Origin of the sequence: Paenibacillus sp. yr247, from assembly GCF_900103825.1 — a bacterium.
Lineage (GTDB): Bacteria > Bacillota > Bacilli > Paenibacillales > NBRC-103111 > Paenibacillus_E.
In genome coordinates, this window is the sequence record NZ_FNIF01000021.1 from 19,610 (window position 1) to 37,838 (window position 18,229).

At 46.1% G+C, this 18,229-nt stretch carries 11 protein-coding genes and 1 pseudogene; 6 read left to right on the forward strand and 6 right to left on the reverse strand.

Features of this window, described 5'->3' with window-relative positions; genetic code table 11:
• The first annotated feature begins 912 nt into the window (after nucleotides 1-912).
• Complete coding sequence (locus tag BLT91_RS23585) at nucleotides 913-2,007, forward strand: PQQ-dependent sugar dehydrogenase (RefSeq protein ID WP_254777102.1); 1,095 nt, start codon at nucleotides 913-915, stop codon at nucleotides 2,005-2,007.
• A 713-nt stretch (nucleotides 2,008-2,720) separates the two neighbouring features.
• On the opposite strand, the gene BLT91_RS23595 is transcribed toward BLT91_RS23585, so the two are convergent.
• From BLT91_RS23595 to BLT91_RS23605, 3 genes are read right to left on the reverse strand one after another with little or no spacing between them, the layout of a single operon-like run.
• Entirely contained in the window at nucleotides 2,721-3,863 is a 1,143-nt protein-coding gene (locus BLT91_RS23595; RefSeq protein WP_090825508.1) for a Ger(x)C family spore germination protein, read from the reverse strand.
• Nucleotides 3,860-4,945, reverse strand: a complete 1,086-nt coding sequence (locus tag BLT91_RS23600) for a GerAB/ArcD/ProY family transporter (RefSeq protein WP_175532485.1) — start codon at nucleotides 4,943-4,945, stop codon at nucleotides 3,860-3,862. Before BLT91_RS23600 ends, BLT91_RS23595 begins: the two co-directional genes overlap by 4 nt.
• On the reverse strand, nucleotides 4,942-6,447 hold the full coding sequence (locus tag BLT91_RS23605; RefSeq protein WP_254777103.1) for a spore germination protein: 1,506 nt from the start codon (nucleotides 6,445-6,447) through the stop codon (nucleotides 4,942-4,944). Before BLT91_RS23605 ends, BLT91_RS23600 begins: the two co-directional genes overlap by 4 nt.
• 323 nt (nucleotides 6,448-6,770) lie before the next feature.
• Here BLT91_RS23605 and BLT91_RS23610 point away from each other — a divergent pair.
• The 3 genes and pseudogenes from BLT91_RS23610 to BLT91_RS23620 all read left to right on the forward strand — a co-directional run.
• Nucleotides 6,771-7,016 (forward strand): annotated as a pseudogene (locus tag BLT91_RS23610) (YciI family protein); the annotation flags it as partial.
• A gap of 521 nt (nucleotides 7,017-7,537) precedes the next feature.
• Nucleotides 7,538-9,010 (forward strand): Spo0E family sporulation regulatory protein-aspartic acid phosphatase, encoded by a 1,473-nt coding sequence (locus BLT91_RS33100; RefSeq protein WP_090825514.1) that lies wholly within the window; start codon nucleotides 7,538-7,540, stop codon nucleotides 9,008-9,010.
• Nucleotides 9,011-9,549: 539 nt separating this feature from the next.
• The gene (locus tag BLT91_RS23620) at nucleotides 9,550-9,990 is read left to right on the forward strand and encodes a P-loop nucleotide/nucleoside kinase family protein (RefSeq protein WP_090825632.1); all 441 of its coding nucleotides are present in this window, start codon (nucleotides 9,550-9,552) and stop codon (nucleotides 9,988-9,990) included.
• 303 nt (nucleotides 9,991-10,293) lie between these two features.
• Here the strand turns inward: BLT91_RS23620 and BLT91_RS23625 are convergent, their stop codons facing one another.
• The 3 genes from BLT91_RS23625 to BLT91_RS23635 all read right to left on the reverse strand — a co-directional run bounded on the left by BLT91_RS23625 (nucleotide 10,294) and on the right by BLT91_RS23635 (nucleotide 14,737).
• Nucleotides 10,294-10,683 (reverse strand): DUF1259 domain-containing protein, encoded by a 390-nt coding sequence (locus tag BLT91_RS23625; RefSeq protein ID WP_090825516.1) that lies wholly within the window; start codon nucleotides 10,681-10,683, stop codon nucleotides 10,294-10,296.
• 471 nt (nucleotides 10,684-11,154) lie between these two features.
• A complete protein-coding gene (locus BLT91_RS23630) occupies nucleotides 11,155-12,957 on the reverse strand; it encodes an ABC transporter ATP-binding protein (protein ID WP_254777111.1) in 1,803 nt (600 codons plus the stop codon).
• Nucleotides 12,958-12,988: 31 nt separating this feature from the next.
• The gene (locus BLT91_RS23635; RefSeq protein WP_090825521.1) at nucleotides 12,989-14,737 is read right to left on the reverse strand and encodes an ABC transporter ATP-binding protein; all 1,749 of its coding nucleotides are present in this window, start codon (nucleotides 14,735-14,737) and stop codon (nucleotides 12,989-12,991) included.
• Nucleotides 14,738-15,047: 310 nt separating this feature from the next.
• On the opposite strand from BLT91_RS23635, the gene BLT91_RS23640 reads away from it, so the two are divergent.
• Together BLT91_RS23640 and BLT91_RS23645 are read left to right on the forward strand one after the other, a co-directional pair.
• Nucleotides 15,048-15,854 carry a putative protein N(5)-glutamine methyltransferase gene (locus BLT91_RS23640; RefSeq protein ID WP_090825524.1) on the forward strand — a complete coding sequence of 269 codons (807 nt, stop codon included), beginning with the start codon at nucleotides 15,048-15,050 and terminating at the stop codon, nucleotides 15,852-15,854.
• Nucleotides 15,855-16,246: 392 nt separating this feature from the next.
• Nucleotides 16,247-18,022: a Rieske (2Fe-2S) protein gene (locus BLT91_RS23645; RefSeq protein WP_090825527.1), complete on the forward strand. Its 1,776-nt coding sequence runs from the start codon at nucleotides 16,247-16,249 to the stop codon at nucleotides 18,020-18,022.
• Nucleotides 18,023-18,229: the final 207 nt, after the last annotated feature.

The window sequence follows — 18,229 nt, forward strand, 5'->3', positions numbered from 1 at the left end:
GGTGATTTGTTCGTCCTGGCGCCAGGGATGGTGACCATGTAAAGAGAGCAGTCCACAGTCGTGGACTGCTCTTTACAACGCACTTCTCCCCAATCCGGACTGCTTAATAGCCATCTACAAAGAGTGTCGGAGCAACCATTCGTACAATTTCGGATTCTCATACGTTTCCGTCCAAGAGTCATGATCCGCATCCGGATAAACGCTCAATTTCACGTTGCCTCCAATGGCTTGTAATGCTTCGACTATATTCTCTGACTCAGAGAGCGGCAGCTCCACAGTTTCAGTTTAATTTGCTTAGACGAATATTTGGACTCCTTTTTGGACTTTTTTATCAGGAAGGCCGTATATTGGGCATATGGATGCTGTGTTTTATCCGTTAATTAGGAGGTGCTATTATGGCAAAAATGATTATAATGTACGAGGAGCCAAGGGACAAAGAGGGATTTGATAAACATCAGGAGAAGGCTGCCGACAGCAATGAAACGGCAGCCTTCTCAGCTATTGATAGAGGTTAAATGCTTTCTTTAGAATGGGGAATATTACCTTCTAGTGGAGGTTGATTATTGTTTACAACGTTAGATCGCATCTTATTCTTTGTGGCTGCATTTAGTCTCCTCTTGCTCAAACAGTTGGGGCATAAGATGGAGCAGAAGAGGCTACCGCTAATTCCATGTGGTGACAGTCTATGAAGATTCTCATGCGAGAAGTTGTGAAAAATAGCAAAATATGCAAATCAAGCCAAAAGGTATTATCCTCGCTTCAACTAATGGATTTACCAATAAAGCCGAATAACATTAGTATGGGTTGGCTATTTATTTATGGCTGGTATTTATAGTGGGGTTACAGAGAGCGGAAAATGGACAATGTAGAATTATAGCTTCTTTACATTTTTTTAAAATTGGAGGTTGGCACGTGATCAAACCAATGAAAATAGCTCTAGCCGCAGTATTCGTACTGCTGATGTCCGTCGCTTGCTCCCATAAGAGCGTTTCCACAGATGTAGCTAAGCCGGTCGGTAACAGCGAAATCAACACGAACGTGACAAGAGCTTACGCCGTACTGGCCGAGCGACTGCGGGCGCCTTGGTCGATCCAGTTCGACGGAGACACGATCTATGTCAGCGAACGCGAGGGAAGTATCGTTAAGGTCAACGGCAACAGCATGACGCGCCAGAAAATGCACCTTGCCAAGCCGCTGAAGGTCGAAGGGGAAGGCGGCTTCCTCGGAATCCAGCTGGCACCAGATTTTCACGAGTCACGTCAAGCTTATGCTTACCATACCTATCAGGAGGGTAGCAAGGTGATGAACCGTGTCGTAGTGCTTCGGGAGGAGGCTGACGGCTGGAACGAAATCAAACCGCTGCTCGAAGGTATACCTGGGGGCGTCATTCATAACGGAGGAAGACTTGCGATCGGTCCCGACAACATGCTTTACATCACGACAGGAGATTCGGGCAATGACAAGCTCGCCCAGGATTTAAGGAGCACTGCTGGCAAAATATTGCGTATAACGTTAGATGGCAAGGTGCCGGCCGACAACCCGTTCCCCGGCTCCTACGTCTATTCGTACGGTCATCGCAACTCGCAGGGTATCGCTTGGGACAAGCAGGGCCGCATGTTTAGCTCCGAGCACGGCCCCTCGGGAGACCCCAGCGGGCACGATGAGATCAATCTCATCGAGAAGGGGTACAATTACGGCTGGCCAGTCATCATCGGTGACGCCAAGAAGGCGGGCATGGTGAGTCCCCTGTACCATACCGGAGTTACTGCGATCGCTCCTTCGGGCATTGCGGTCGACCTGGAAGGCCAGGTCCTGATCGCAACGCTTCGAGGAGAGAAGTTGTACCGCTATAATCCTTCGACGAATCGTTTATCGGTGGTGCTGGAGGGAGAAGGGCGGCTGCGAGATGTCAAGCTTCACAACGGTGGTATTTACGTGATCACGAACAACACCGACGGAAGAGGCAAGCCGGCACCGAATGACGACCGTCTGCTGCTGCTGAAATAGGCTTCTATAAATATGATTTGTTAGGAGTTGCTGGCGGCAGCTCCTAAGTATATAGTATGATACGATATGTATCAAACACAACGAGATTGAATCCCATTAGATACTTTACTTGTCCGACGACACAAACATATGCGTATAATCGCTGTTGGGGGGTGGAGGAATGACTCTTCACCAATTATTACAGATTGTTCGAAAAATCGACGGCTGCCAATAAACTGAAAAGCCCGCCACGCTAGCTTCATAAGACAATCCGAGCAGGCTGCCGCGGCGCTTGCTTTTGTCATTGAGGGAAAGGCAGTGTAACAAAGGACACTAATTGCAAAAACCATCAACTTACCTAGGAGGTACGGTGTGGAACGTGAACGAAACTGACTGTGATGCCAAAAGACGAACTCATCGCTATCGCAGCTGGAGTAGATATTGGTATTGTAGCGGTAGATCATGCGGTTGCTTAAACGGGTTCACTTGTTGTTACTTCAGCCTCGACGAGGGGAGAAGTGTCAGCTTGCTGCCAACATCACTTATTGCCATCATTCCTGTGAAGCGATTAAAGACAAGATTAGGTGAAGTACTTCGGCCTTTCGATGAATTGGAAAGGAAGGACAGCAGGTATTCATTTCATCTAAAGTCCTAGCCGTTCCCATGATATTGAGATTGATTTAACCATTGGCGTACATGACTTGTTGGACAGCCCATGTTTATCGGTCGATTAATCAGTAAATAACACCTGTACTTGTAATGTGGACTTGAAAACTAGGCTTCAGGTTCACTTCCTTATATTTGCTCTTCCAGTCGATGCTTTTCCACAGCTCAGAGTGATTTACTCTCAGCTTTCTGCCGATTCCAAGAGCATCACAATTCGCTTCTAGCAATTTATTGGCGACACCTGCTGCTTGCGTGTTTAGCGATGCAGATAATTCTTGATTTAGCTGCTCGCGATCGATTTTTTGGCCCATATTGCTTGGGAAGCTGTTAATGGCTCCGTAGAGGTCAACCTTAATTGAACATTCAATTTCTTGCGTATTTTTATCAACAGAAACTTCGAATGATCTCTTTAATTTCCGCACTTCAAATGAAATCAAATTAGTCTCCAGCTTTTTAGGCTTGCTCTGTCCAGAGCTCTGATGAATTGGAATATCCATGAATGCATGTTTGTTTAGCTTGTCTTTTAGAAGCAATAAGATTGTACTGTCTTCCCGCGACAATGTCACTCCGGTATATTTGTCTCCATCAAATAATCCGATACTGTCAACGATTAGAGCTTTATCCTTAATTCTACGAATCATAGGCAGCACCGTATCTTCACCAGGGTCAGAGATTTGACTCCATAAGGAGTACAGAGTTTGCTCTGGAACAATCGTCGAACGCTCTGCTCCATTAACCATTTGCTTAATGCCAAAAGCGACAGGACTCTTCTCTATTTTTTTAAATGATAGTATTTCAGAAGCTAATCCCGTACTTATTAAAATATGCATTTTCAGATACCCTTTAGGATTCCGGTAAAAGGTCTCCAAAGGGGAAATAATCCCTCGTTTCGCTAGATCTTCCCCGATGATCAAAACATGAGTCTTGCTTGCTTCAATGGTACCTGGAAGCATACTGTCAATTGTAGAACCAAGATTGAAAACGGAATCCCCGGTTGCTTGCATCAATTCATCCTTCACTTCGAATTGTCCGCCCCCTTTACTCTCCAAAATGATGGCTCTAACAGTCCCGCTAATTTGGTTACCTTTAGCAGTATCAAGGCTTATCCCATTTATCATCTTTTTATTAGTTAAATATTGAATGTCCCAGCACCCTGTAAGGACCATTGAAAGAATTCCTAAACAAACCGTAAGAAAAAGTTTTACTCTCATGTTGACCCGACCTTATTATTATTTTTTATCAGGAAGGACATCATCCACAACAAAATTGGAATTGCTGCAATCATAATCAGGTATCCGTATTCAAACCATTTACTGAATGAATCCAAATTTCCCAATTTGGATAGATACCAAGCTATTAGATAGATAAGCACCCCGCTGATCCATATCATCTTTCGATAAGAACTTTGACTTGCAGTTAGACTTTTTCCAGCTAAGCATAGATAAGAAACGATGGTGGAGGTCATTGGAATAATCCAAATCGTCAAAAAGATCAGATCCAAGCGGTCAAACAGTTGATAAGTTAATCCTTTAAAAATAAACAAAACGGGTTCTTTCACCTGTTGTAACGCTTTAGGACTAAATCCGATCAGGCAAATGAATACAAAATAAGTATAAAATAAGGTAACAAAGCAATTTGCTAAGGAGATGACACTAAGCAAACCTCGGGGACTTTTTTGTACTTGGGCGGAGAAATAGAGGATCACCTCAAAACCGAGCATTGAAAAAAAAGTGCTCTCACTTCCCTTGAAAATTTGTGCAACACCTGATTGACCTATCGGCAAAATGTTAGAAAAGTGCATTTCATTCGAAAAGTTTAAAAAACTGATCAGTAGCAACAAAACGAATAGTACGGAAGTTAATACAAAAAATCTTGCAATGACTCGCAAATTTTCAGTAGCCAGATAAACACTGGTCCCTATGATGAGCAAAAGTAAAACCCAACCAGGAGTAAGTGAGAGCATCCAATTATTAACTAATTGAATATAGAGTGTACTCGCATATCCAGCTATAACAATAAAAAAAGCATAATAAAGGAGGTTTAGAGCTTTACCCATATAAGGTCCAAGGATTCGAACCGTAATTTCGCTTAAGGTGTGATTTGGAAATTTTTTAAGCAGATGCCAGTACACGAAAAGCAATAGTTGAATGACGACCCCAGAGATAAGAACCGAGATCCAAGCATCCCCTTTAGCTGTGCTCTGAAATTTTGAAGGCAAGGATAAGAGGCCTATTCCAATTTGTGTCTTGATGATCAAAAAAAACAATTGGAATCTGCTTATCGTAGGATTCAAGAGCGTTTCCACCTCCCGAAGAATGATTTTGTAATGGTGCTGGGTTCCGCATTTCGTGAGACGTTATGTCCCCTCCAAATAGGAAGTCTTAGAAAAATATCTTTTGAACTCTCCTTACCATAAAAAGGACCAAAAGGTTCGAAATAAGGTACCCCTAATGTCTCTATCTTGCAAAGGTGAATAAAGATAAGCATCATCATGATGGAGATTCCGAAAAAGCCAAACAAAGATGCAGCAAGCATGGTCGGAAACCCCAGAATCCTCAAGCTGGTCCCAAACTCGTTTAGTGGAGTTGCAAAAGATGCAATCGCCGTCAATCCGATGACGACAATCATTGTATGAGAAACCAAATGGGCTTCCACGACGGCCGTGCCTATGACTAATCCCCCGACAATACCAATCGTTTGGGCAATGGGTGAGGGCAGCCGGATTGCAGCCTCTTTCAGCAATTCAAGAATGATTTGCATGACGATCGCTTCCAAGATAGGTGGTAATGGAACGTATGTTAATGAAACCTTGACGGAATATAGAATGCCCATCGGAAGCACTTCGGAATTGTACGACACGGTAGCAATATAGATCGCGGGTAAAGAAATGGCCAAAATGAAGCTAATTAAACGGATCACCCGAAAAAATGATCCCGTGATCCATCGGTTGTTGTAATCATCAGGGGATTGATAAAATGCAAAAAAAGTGATGGGAAGAACCAAAACACTCGGGCTGCCGTTAACCAGAATATTAATTTTTCCCTCCATTAAATAAGAAACAGCTCGATCCGGCCTTTCGGTCTGAATGGATTGAGGAAAAGGCGAAAATGGGTGCTCTTCGATCATTTCGTCAATATTGCCAACGGAATACAAATAATCAAGATCGATAGTCTGTATCCTTTTCTCGCATTCTTCAACGATAGCTGGGTCAGCCATGTTATCCATATAAATCATAGCAACTTTCGTATTCGTAACACTGCCTAATGTAAAGTACTTCACCTTCAATTTAGGACTTTTGATTCGATTACGGAGCAAATAAATATTCGTGTTTAAACTTTCTATAAAGCCCTCATGCGATCCCTGAATGATTTGTTCGGCTTTGGGCTCTTCGATAGTTCGGCCTTGTGATTGTGCGACAGACATCATGCTCGCGGCGGAATCATTCTCCATGACCATCATGCAAAATCCATGAAGTAAATATTTTCCTATTTGAAAAACATCTGAAGTTTTAGTGACTTCGATTGAAGTCACGATTTGTTCAACAACGCCTGAATTTGATTCCAACAGAGGCTTAATAATACTAGATTGAATTAACTCGGTCTTTACAAGGGATTCTAAATATACCAATGCGCACAATTGATTGTTAAATAAGAGCTCATGAATCTTTAGGTCCTCCGTATGTGATAAATGTTCCTGAATTTGAGCAATTTCAAATTCGATATCTCCAGGCTCCAACTGGGCTGCATAGTTCACTGTTTCCGTGGGTGTTTGGTTTCTATTTTTTAAGTGTTTCAAGTCATCATCACCCCGCCGCTAATTATCATTACCTATTATTAACATTTTCCTCCGTAATTATTTTTCGCATTTACGGAAGTACATGAATCGAGCCTTCATCATTTCACAATGGTTAATAAGCCTTCGAAACGAAGAACGATAGAAGGGGAGCATACCTCGTGCAACTCCTCTTTTTGTTCATTCAAGTAACAGGCAGTTTAATGCAAGAAAGATTAGTGAATTTTTTAATGATAATTCGAATTATGTTAGGGATTATACCTTTTTGCATTAGGTAAGAGAATATAAATTGATCGAAAGCTTCAAAATCTTCCGAGGCCAATGGGATGCCGAGTCAGGAACTCATTAACGCGATGATGAAGTACAAAGAGGAATTGGTGAAGGCCGGCGTACTGGTTGCTGCCGAAGGACTTCATCCGGGCTCGAACGCAATTCGCATTTCCTATCCCGTTCCCGGGGGGAAACCCAAAATAGTGGACGGGCCCTTCACGGAGGCGAAGGAAATGATTGCGGGCTTTACTCTTATTGAGGTCAAATCGAGGGAAGAGGCAATCCAATGGGCATTACGCATTTATAGAAGAAAATAAATATTGCGAACTTGAAGTATATAATTTTGATGAAATAATCGAGTACATAAACATATCGAAATCTAAGGCTATTGCTGTCATTGAAGAAATTAAACTTTCGATACACACACATGAATGAACTACCCTGAAAATGATTGCGTGTGCAAGAGCAACAGCCGCTTTACGACCACCTTTATGTGCTGCGATTCGCCTGTATAGGGCTCCGAGATAATTGTCAGATCTGCATACGGATTGTGAAAGCTTCAAGAAGGGCCGATCGGAGATATTTGTTTCCTTTGCGAGTTTTCGAGGGATCCATCGATTTAAGTGCAGTATAAATAGAAAGAGCATCAAAAGAGGTAGTATCTTTCGGGGTCAAAATAAACTTTGGGAAGCAGCTGTTTTATGTACATGTCTGGAACAAAAGCCTGCTCTCAAGTGTCAATAGATCTGAAAGGGTTATTTAGTAAACGATGTTAGGAATCCGTATCCCTACCTAATTTGGCCGGGAAGGAGGTGAGAACAGCATGTTTGCAAAGCATTCAGGAGCAAAAGGAACGATCTGGTTTGGGAGTTTGTGCATCGTATTCGTTCTGGCGTTCATCCAGCAGAATGCGTTTCCCCACATAGCGGAGGCCGCTCTATTGGAGTCGCTGAAGAACTTAACAGGGGACCCAGTCTACTCAGCCAAGCAAGCTAGTGAAGACTCTGGGGCTGAGAATTTATTGAAAGCGGTTTCCGGACAAAAAAATTTGACGTCATTGGTATCGGACCTTCCCGTTTTATCCAACCTTCTGCCTGACAACGGAAAGACGGCTCCACCTTCCACCAATCAGGCAAAAGATTCGCGCGCGTCTTTGCCATCTGTTTCGACTCCGTCTGCGGAGAAAACTTCCGGACTCGGTCTGCTTCCCGATCTGAAGGTGAAAACGCCTTCCATTTCAGTTCATACGCCTTTGGTTAATGTGGACGTTCCATCAGCGAAGGTGGAAGTATCCACTGATCGGATAACGTTGGTGTCGGTAAACTTGCCTGCCGCAAAAGTGGACACGCCAATCGTGAAAGTAAAGACGCCTTCGGTTCAGGCTGAAGTGCCGATCACGAGCCAGTCGAATTTCTCTCTGATCGAGGGAGGAAAGGCTGACGTAGGAAAGAAAGAACCCTTTACTGGAACAGACGAAGCCCAGAATCTGCCTATCAATAAGAGTGTGAATGAAAGTCCAACCGCAAGACCGTTTCCAGTGAACGGTAACGTATCCGATGCTCCGGTCAAGTTAGCTCTGGCAGCCGATCAGTGGAAAGACGGCACGGTAAGCAAATTATCTTCGAGTTCCACGACCAGAGCTCCTGATCCTCTCGCGGCCGTGCCGAGGCTGAAGCGCGGATTATCATTGCCCGTTCCGACGGAATCTAATGCTCTGATCGAGCCACAGAAGGCCGTGAAGAACCAGACAGGAACGTCAGAAGCAACGCCGATTAATACGGATCCCGCGAGTGCTTGGTTTTCTGCACCGTTGACTCTTTATTCAGGAAACGGTTCAAGGGGCGGGAGCGCATCATTTATTACTGGAAGCAGTGCGTTCTTTGGAAGTCTGGGTTTTCTTTTTCCTGATATTCTTCTGCCTTCGCCTAAAATAAAGAACCAAAACTATGAACACTCCCGGCCTTTTGGTGCGAATCAATGGTCGAAGCCGCCACCGGCTCAACCGCCTCGGTATACCTTCTTCTCAATCGTCGTTAAACAAGATGAGAAGGAGTGCATATTATATGAAAAATACAAAGCCATGGGAAAGATTCCTTTGAAGCGGCAGCGATCAAAGGCGCTGCATGAACAAACTGCGGACAGCCTTTCAGCAATCGATCAGGCCATTTACGAGAAAAGGCAACAATTAAATAAATACGCTAGAACATATGGTCTTTCAGACCCTAGATGTCTTCATTGTTCGATGGAACTTGATGAATTAATCAATGCTTTCAATAAGATGAATAAAAATGGTTAACGACTCTGAAACTCTATTCATGTCAAAAAGGAGCTGCGTGGCAGCTCCTTCGTTGCTTTCAGCAATCAAAAAGGAGGTACTTAATTATAAAACAATCTGAGAATAAAAATTCTTGGTAACAGAACCAAAGTAATCATTAATGATAGTCGAGGTAATAGTGCGATTTGGGATTAAAGGAACGTTGCTTAAAAAGGATCTCCGGCTGTCGTGCAGTCAGACGATCCTTTTTCTTTGCAGAAGTAACGGACAGTAATACGCAATAAACGTTTGCACAGCCCTAAATTGTTCTAGCCAAATCTGTATTCTACATATAATGGTTACGTAGAATGGTCAGTAAAATTAGCAGCGGACATTCTGGAGGAACAACCACTTAGCATATTATTCTTTTCATGGAAATAATAACAAGGAAACACAACTAGAGGGTTGCTGAATGACAGTCCTTTGTTCAGCTAACGTAAACGAGTTGAAGAATGTAAAACCTGGTTATAAAATTGTATGGTAAAAGATTGGGGATGAAAACTATAGCGACATTGCACCTAATGGTTGGTCTCCCATGTAGCGGAAAAACTACTCTAGCTCGGCAACTTGAACAAAAATATTCGGCTCTTCGCCTCACTCCTGATGAATGGCATACTAGATTATTCGGACAGGTTGTTGATGAAAAGGACCATGGGGATATACACGATAAAGTAGAATCCTTACTTTGGAATGTTGCCGCTCGTGTCTTAGTTCTTGGCGTAGATGTTATTTTAGACTTTGGATTTTGGGTGCGTATACAGCGAGACGATATGCGTGCTCAAGCGGCGAAATTAGGAGCTGACTTTAAAATCCACTTTTCTGATGCGTCTGAAGAGGTGCTTCTAGCACGTCTCATGGCGAGAAATGATGAACTTCCTCAGGGGGCATTTTACATTCCCGAAACTATGCTGAAAGAATGGATATTGATTTATGAGCCACCTTCTCAAGAAGAGCTGGGGTAGCAGAACTTGTGCTTCATTGATTGAACTAACGAGAAACGATAGCTCCATAACAGAGATCAAGCAGGCTGCCGGTGATAAACTCGGTGGCTTTCTGTGCTTGTTATGGGCGAATTGAATACTCCTCAAGAGGAACATCTTATGGAAACTACGACAAGGGAGCATATACTAACAGCGCTTTCAAACAATGAATATATATCCTATATGGCAAAATGGGGACTGTATATATAATTGGAGACTTTTTCTTAAAAGAATTTCTATGTTCTCCCTTTGAGCTGACGTCATCACATTTGACGTTTCTTTCCTTTAATGAATTAATTTTAACGCTCGCCTGACTTTTCTTGCGAACACGAGTGGTCGATCAACCGATTCAATATTGATATAAATTAAACGTGGTTGCTCGAAAAGCCATTCGTTTCGAACAGACGAAACTTTTATTCCTTGATTACGAATGGCCGAAATGAATTTATTAACTTCTTTTTGTAAGAAAGCCCCTCTACCTAAACAAAGTGCTCTGCCAGTTCTATTATTTAATGATTCAAAAGAAAAAGAAGACGTTACACTAAATTTTTTCCCCAAAATTGTTGCTCTTATTTGATCTCGATTTATTGTCGATACACATTTTCCGCCAGCGAAGCCGGGTTGGCCACCGATAATCTTTGAGAATTGCTCACAAAGCGATCCGTTAGTTGCCATAGTTCTTTCCTCCCCTGTTTTCTATATATGGTATGAGCATATGAACAGGGTTGAAACGGATTATCACCTAATACAACGATGAATATGTAAACACAAGCCCCGTAGGATTTTACAAATTGCAAAGTGGTCAAACTATAGGACAGAAAATTATTTCAATAGGTAGCGATAGTTTGGTTGAATTAGCTATCGGATGGGATAATATGTAACCTGTTTGCTGCTAAACTAATCAGTTTGATGAGAGAGTGAGAGAATGGATAGAGTCAAACCTCAGAGGCAATTCATCCATTTTTATGGCAGGAAGCTGGCTCCTATTATCTGAATTAAATTTTAAGGTTAAAACAGCATTCTTGTTCAGCCAACCCCTTCAGCCAACCCCTATAGTGGATCGTGCGCAATCAAATCATGACATGGATCATTTCCACCCAACGGATAACCCCAGCTTGCCAGGCGTGCCGGGGTTGTGGTGTTCGCTTATTCCAGAGCACTTTCGAGATTTTTAAATTGATTGGAAAACATACGGGAATACGTGCCTTTTTGGCTCATCAACGAGCTGTGGTTGCCTTGCTCGGCGATCTCGCCGCGGTCAATGACCATAATCGTATCCGCATCCCGAATCGTATTCAGCCGATGCGCAATGATGAAGCTTGTGCGTCCCTTCATGATGGAGAGAAGGGCTTCCTGAATATGAAGTTCCGTTCGCGTATCAATGCTGCTCGTCGCTTCATCCAGAATGAGAATGGAAGGATCTGCCAAAATGACGCGCGCAATCGCAAGCAATTGGCGCTGCCCTTGACTTAAATTCCCGCCGTTCTCGGAGAGCTGCGTATCGTAATGCTTGGGCAGCCGGCTGATGAAGGCGTCTGCATTCGCGAGCTTAGCCGCTGCAACCAATTCAGCATCCGTCGCATCAGGCTTGCCGTACTTGATGTTCTCTTTAATCGTGCCGGAGAACAAATACGTATCCTGCAGCACGATTCCAAAGCTGCGGCGCAGACTGTCGCGGGTATAGGATTTGATATCCCGTCCGTCAATCAAAATCGTGCCGCTTGTCGCATCATAGAACCGGGTAACCAGATTGACGATCGTCGTCTTGCCTGCGCCTGTGGGTCCGACGAGCGCGAGGCTGCTGCCTGCCGGCGCCTCAAAGCTGACTTGCTTGATAATCGGCATATCAGGCCGATAACCGAAGGTTACGTCCTGGAAGGTGACGTGTCCGATTGGTTTCTGCAGCTCGACAGCTCCAGGTTCATCCTCCACTTCCTCCGCTTCATCCAACACCTCAAAGGCACGCTCTGCCCCTGCTACGCCAGACTGCAGCACGTTATATGTGTTCGCGATATCATTAAGTGGCCTCACAAATTGGCGCGAATAGCTCAGGAAGCTCGCAATGACGCCGACCGTGATGTGGCCTTTGACGGCCAGAACGCCACCGACAATCGCAACGGAGGTAAAGCCGATATTATTGATGACGCTAAGGAGCGGCATCAGAAAACCGGACCAGACTTGCGCCTTCAAGCCAACCTCGTACAATCGACCGTTCACGCTATTGAACTCATCGATAGCTTTCCTCTCGCGATTGAATGCCTTGACAACGAGAAGTCCGGAAATTGTTTCCTCAATATGACCATTCAGCTTGCCGAGCTGTGCCTGTTGGTCTTTAAATAGCACGCTGGTACGCTTGGTAATAGTTCTTGCCAGCAAGAACACGAGCGGAACAGTAATGAGGCTCGCCAGTGTCAGGGTGGGGCTTAGAATCAGCATCATTACTAAGGAACCGACGATGGCAATTGAGCCTGTCATCAGCTGCGTTGTCGATTGCGAGATCGAGTTGCTCACGTTGTCAATATCGTTCGACAGCCGGCTCATGATATCACCATGCGAGCGTCCGTCGAAAAAAGCAAGCGGCAGCTTTTGCAGCTTCGCGAACATCGTTTGCCGAAGTCTCTTCACTACGCGCTGTGCAAGCCCGGCCATGACCCAGCTCTGCAGTAAGGTAAGGCCACCATCAGCGATGTACGTGGAAATCAGAACGATCATCGCCACATCGAGGACGCTATAATCAACCTGGCCTCCCGCCATCGCGTCAACGGCTACACCAATGAGATAAGGGCCAGCCAGCGTCAAAGCAGAGTCCGCTACAATGAACAGAAAGACGATTGTCAGCCATTTTCGTTCTGTACCTATATAGGACCAGAGACGGCGTAGGGTGCCTTTGAAATTTTTGGGCTTTACGGCCGAAGCGCGCCCACCCCGAGCAAGTGGTCCCGTAATCATCGGGACGTCAAGGGTTTGTTGACGCGATCCTTCATTCGGCTTTGACATGATGAGGCAGCTCCTTTCCGAATTGGGATTGAAATATTTCCACATAGACGCGGCAGCTCTTCATTAACGTCTCATGGGTGCCGATGCCGACAATTTCACCATCGTCCATGACAACGATTTTATCCGCATCCATGACGGAGGTAATGCGCTGCGCAATGATCAAACAGGTGACAACAGATGCGAATTCCTTGAGCGATTTTTTAATTTTCGTCTCAGTCGCAGTGTCCAGTGCGCTTGTACAATCATCGAGAATCAGAATGTCCGGCTTCCGAACGAGTGCACTGGCGATCGACAGTCGCTGCTTCTGACCGCCGGACAAGTTCACGCCCCGCTGACCAAGCCTGGTTTCATAGCCTTCGGGGAACGCAGCAATGAAACTATGCGCTTCTGCCATGTTCGCGGCGTGCACAATTTCATCGTGCGTTGCTTGCTCATGGCCCCAACGTAAATTCTCTTCAATCGTGCCGCTGAATAGAATCGTTTTCTGCGGCACGATGGCAATGCGATCTCGCAGCTTGACAGGGTCCAACTGACGGATGTCCACACCATCCACGCTGATCGAGCCGGAGCTCGAATCATAGAAACGGGGGACGAGACTCACGAGGCTGCTTTTACCGGAGCCGGTGGAACCGATAATGCCTATCGTTTCACCGGGAAGGCACGTCAAGTTGATATTTTTTAGCACAGGTTCTCCTGCAGCCCCTTTATAGGCAAACGAAACGTGCACAAATTCAATTCGGCCTCCCGGACGATGAGCAGGCAGTGTAGCAGCGTCCTCCCACGTCATCTCATTCACCTGACTGAAAACTTCACCTATCCGATTGGCGGATGCTTTAGCTCGAACGAACATGTTGAACACCATTGAAATGGTCATCAATGCAAACAAAATTTGAGTCATGTAGTTGACGAATGCGACGATATGCCCGACTTGCATCTGATGGTGATTAACCCGCCAGGCGCCAAGCCAAAGCACTGCTACAATTCCGAAATTGACGGTCAACAGGATAGAGGGGTTAAAGATAGCCAGCAGCCTCGTCACCTGAATCGATTTGTTCTGGTAATCTGTATTGGCCATCTGGAACTTACCCGCTTCGTGGTCGAAGCGATTGAACGCTTTGACGACACGAACGCCGGACAAATATTCCCGCATGACTCGATTGACGCCGTCCAGCGCCTTCTGCACGCCCACGAACCGGGCAAAACCCACTTTCAAGTTCAATGCCACGAGTATGCCGACGATCGGGACCACGATGAGAAGCACGACAGCCAAATGCGGATTGAGCCGCACAGCCATAATCAGACTCCCGATACAGAGGAGTGGCGCTTTTACAAAAATGCGCATAAGACCATTTACAAAATTTTGCACCTGTGTCACATCATTCGTTAAACGCGTAATTAACGATGCGCGTTCGAATCGCTCGATATTCGTGAACGAGAGCGATTGGATTTTTTCAAATAAATCCCCTCTAAGCTCCGTGCCGAATTTCTGCGAAACACGGCTGGCCACAATATTTCGAAGCGATGCTGCGACAGCCCCGAACGCGGTGATGATCAGCATCACGCCGCCCATGCGAAACACATAATCAAGCCGTTTTTCCGCAACGCCTACGTCCAAAATGTGGGACATGATCGTCGGTTGAAGCAAATCCGCAAGCGCTTCCAACGTGACGAAAAAGACAGCAACCAGAAATAGCTTCCAGTGCTTGCCGACATACTTCTTCATAAAACCCATCGTGCACACTCCTCTTTCCGTGGTCAACCTCTCACTTGAACGATACTCCCATTTTGGCAAATTGTCATCCTTTGATAGCAATAATTTTATAACCGATGGACTTAGCAATTTAGCGACGGAATCATCCTACGGAAAACGAGAGCACATTAACAACTACAGTCTGCCGGCATAATTGGCAGCCTGTTGAAGTAACGGGCAGGATAGTTCAATTATAAGTATTTTTTACAACCTAATATCGTGGTGTTTCAGGTAGACTGAGGATATTAAAGGGGATGTTGAAGATACAACTTTCCCGTAAAGAGGATGATTAATGAATTTTAGTGACATTAATGGAAGTGCCATTTATTCACTTATTGTAAGCAAGCTTAGAGGTGCCGGTTGTGTATTCGCAGAAGATGAGGCTTTATTACTTATTTCCTCAGCTCAGACAACTACTGACCTCGCCATCTTAGTTGATCGGCGAACTACTGGTTTTCCACTCGAACACATCCTCGGATGGGTAGAGTTCTGCGGCCTGCGGATAGAGTTAGATCAAGGAGTCTTTGTACCCCGACACCGTACCGAATTTCTTGTCCAACAGGCTGCCACTCTCACTCAGCCAGGAGCTGTAGTGGTTGACCTGTGTTGTGGCTCTGGCGCTGTGGGAGCTGCATTAGTCGCAATGTTGGAGCGAATTGAATTGTACTCAGTCGATATTGACCCTGTCGCAGTACGATGTGCCCGTCGTAATATCAATTCAGCTGGTGGTCAGGTGTATGAAGGCGATCTTTACGATCCGCTCCCCACTCTACTTCACGGTCGTGTCCACGTTATCGTTGCCAATGCCCCCTACGTACCTACTGAGGCAATGAAGTTGCTCCCATTGGAAGCCCGTATCCATGAGGCACGGGTAGCGCTCGACGGCGGTTCAGATGGATTAAACGTCCAACGAAGAATAGTAGCTGCAGTGTCTCTCTGGCTGGTAGAGAGTGGATACCTTTTGGTCGAAACTAGCGAGGCCCAGGCGCCGATGACCGCAAAGATATTTGCTCAATACGGATTGCTCCCGAAATTGACTAGATCCGACGAAAAGGACGCTACAGTTGTCATTGGAACAAAGACAGCCCTAGTAAACTAGTGGGTAATGATGAAAGTTTCTTAACTAACGGACAAGAACTAAGTTTATGCAGGATAATGTAATTATTAATAAGCAGTGGGGTTAATAAAAATAATCTTTTAGCTAGGCCTTAGAACTACGCTTTTTGTGTTCTAATAATATTTCTACCCCGTATTGTCATAGGCAGTGGACTAAAATCCTGCAACTCGAAGACCGACTAAAAATCGGTTACCGATAAATGCAACAAAAATGAAATAAGAACGTTTTTGTCCTGCCGATTTCCGACTCTTTGCTGAAGCCATGACCGGGACATTAAGGTATAATAAAACTATGGAAAAGAACGCAGATGGTTCTGACCGGATATGATTGTTGTAGTTTGGAGTGCAGCTTGAAAAAATAAGGAGGCTGTATCGATGAGTGTCAGTTTAAACTGGATTTCAGCAGGAAATTTGGAAGCGCTTAAACAAGAGGGCGCGAAGGTTATACGAGGCGGTATCGCTGTTTTTTATCATGAAGACCAAGTATACGCGGTAGACAACCGCTGCCCGCATTTAGGCTTTCCGCTCCATATGGGGAGCTTGTGCGACGGGATTTTGACGTGCCATTGGCATCATGCCCGGTTTGACGTCTGCAGCGGCGGTACGCTTGATCCGTGGGCGGATGATGTTCCATCGTATGAAGTGCGGGTCGACGGCGGCGAAGTGTGGGTAAATCCGGTTTCCAGAAGAGCAGAAGGCGCGGATAAATATAAGAATAGACTGAAAGAAGGACTCGAGCAAAATATCGGCATCGTCATCGCGAAAGCGGTCGTCGGACTGATCGAAGAGGGAGTGCCGGAGCAGGACATCGCCCGCATTGGCATCGAATTCGGCACGACATATGGAACGGGCTGGAACTCCGGACTTACGATTCTTACCGCGATGGCGCAAAGCGTCGATAAGCTGGACAAGAACGGCAAAATACTCGCCTTGTACCAAGGCCTTGTCCATGTCGCTCGAGGCAGCTCGGGCAGAGGAACCCGCCACTTGCTGTCGGCGCTGCCGTCGGCGGACGTGCCGTTCGAACGCTTGACCGAGTGGTATCGCAGCTGCATAGAGGTGCGGGATACGCAGGGCGCTGAGAAAGTGCTGATCACCGCCATTTTGAAAGGAATTGATACGAAGCGGCTGTCAGAAATGATGCTTGTCGCCGCAACAGATCACATTTATTTGGACGGCGGCCATGTGTTCGATTTCCACAGCAAGGCTTTTGAGGCGCTGGAGTGGGCGGAGGTGTCGCAAAAGGAGCGGATTTTAACTTCGCTCGTGCCGATGATGGCTCGTCCGACACGGAGCGAGGAGCTGCACCAGTGGCAGGCGCCGCTGAACCTCGTAGAGCCGATCAAGCAAGCGGTCAACGAGCTGGAGCAGAATGCGGCGCAGGCGAAGCTCGCCGGTGGGTCAACGGATACGCGGCAGCAGACAGCTCTGTCTGCTGATACGAAAGAGCAATTGCTGCTGCAGCTGCTGAGCGATACGCCGGAGCAGACGATCGCTTTGCTGCGCGACCTGCTCATCGCGGGAATGGCTCCAGCGCAATTGGCGCAGCTCGTTGCTTTGGCCGCCGCGGAACGGATCGTTCGTTTCCATACGCAGAACGATTTCGGCGATTGGATTGCAGTGCTCCATACGTTCACTTATGCTCACGCTGTTCATGAAAGGCTGCTGCAATCGGATGAGCCGATGCTGCAGCGGGCGATTTTTCACGGAGCCGTCAGCGTATATCTTGACCGTTTCTTGAACGTGCCGACAGCCGCGCGTCCTAAGCCGTCCGGCTCCGCCGCGCCGGCCGACCATCAAGAGCTGCTCGATTTGCTCGATCTGCGCCAGCAGGTCGGACCGGCCGCGCAATGGGTGATGGACTACATTCATGGCGGTGGTGAGCCGGGAGCGCTGCTTAACACGCTTGGCCATGCACTGTTGCGGGAGGATGCGGAATTCCATTCTTTCCAAATTTATGAGGCCGCAGTGGCCGAATACGACCGCTGGCAAGCGGCGGCAGGCTCTTTTGCGGAGAAGGCCAAAGAAACGATGCTGCTCGCCTGCACCCGATATTTGGCGGCACACGCGCCAACCGCACGCGAGCTCCCGCATACGGCAAAAATTGCCTTGAGGCTGCATAAAGGCGAACGGTTGTTTGAAGAAGAGTAACAGATGGATGCGCCAGCTGGAGCGTAGAAGCGCTTCGGCTGGTCCCTTTTTTTATCGTGAGAGCATTATGATATAAAGGAGACGAGAAAATGCTGTTTTCACGGTCAACTTCAAAGCCGCTCATCAAATACCCCAATGGAAGAAACACTTCGTGCACTTGATGACCTTCAGGCTCAAGGCAAGATTCTCTTTCCGGCGGTTAGCAAT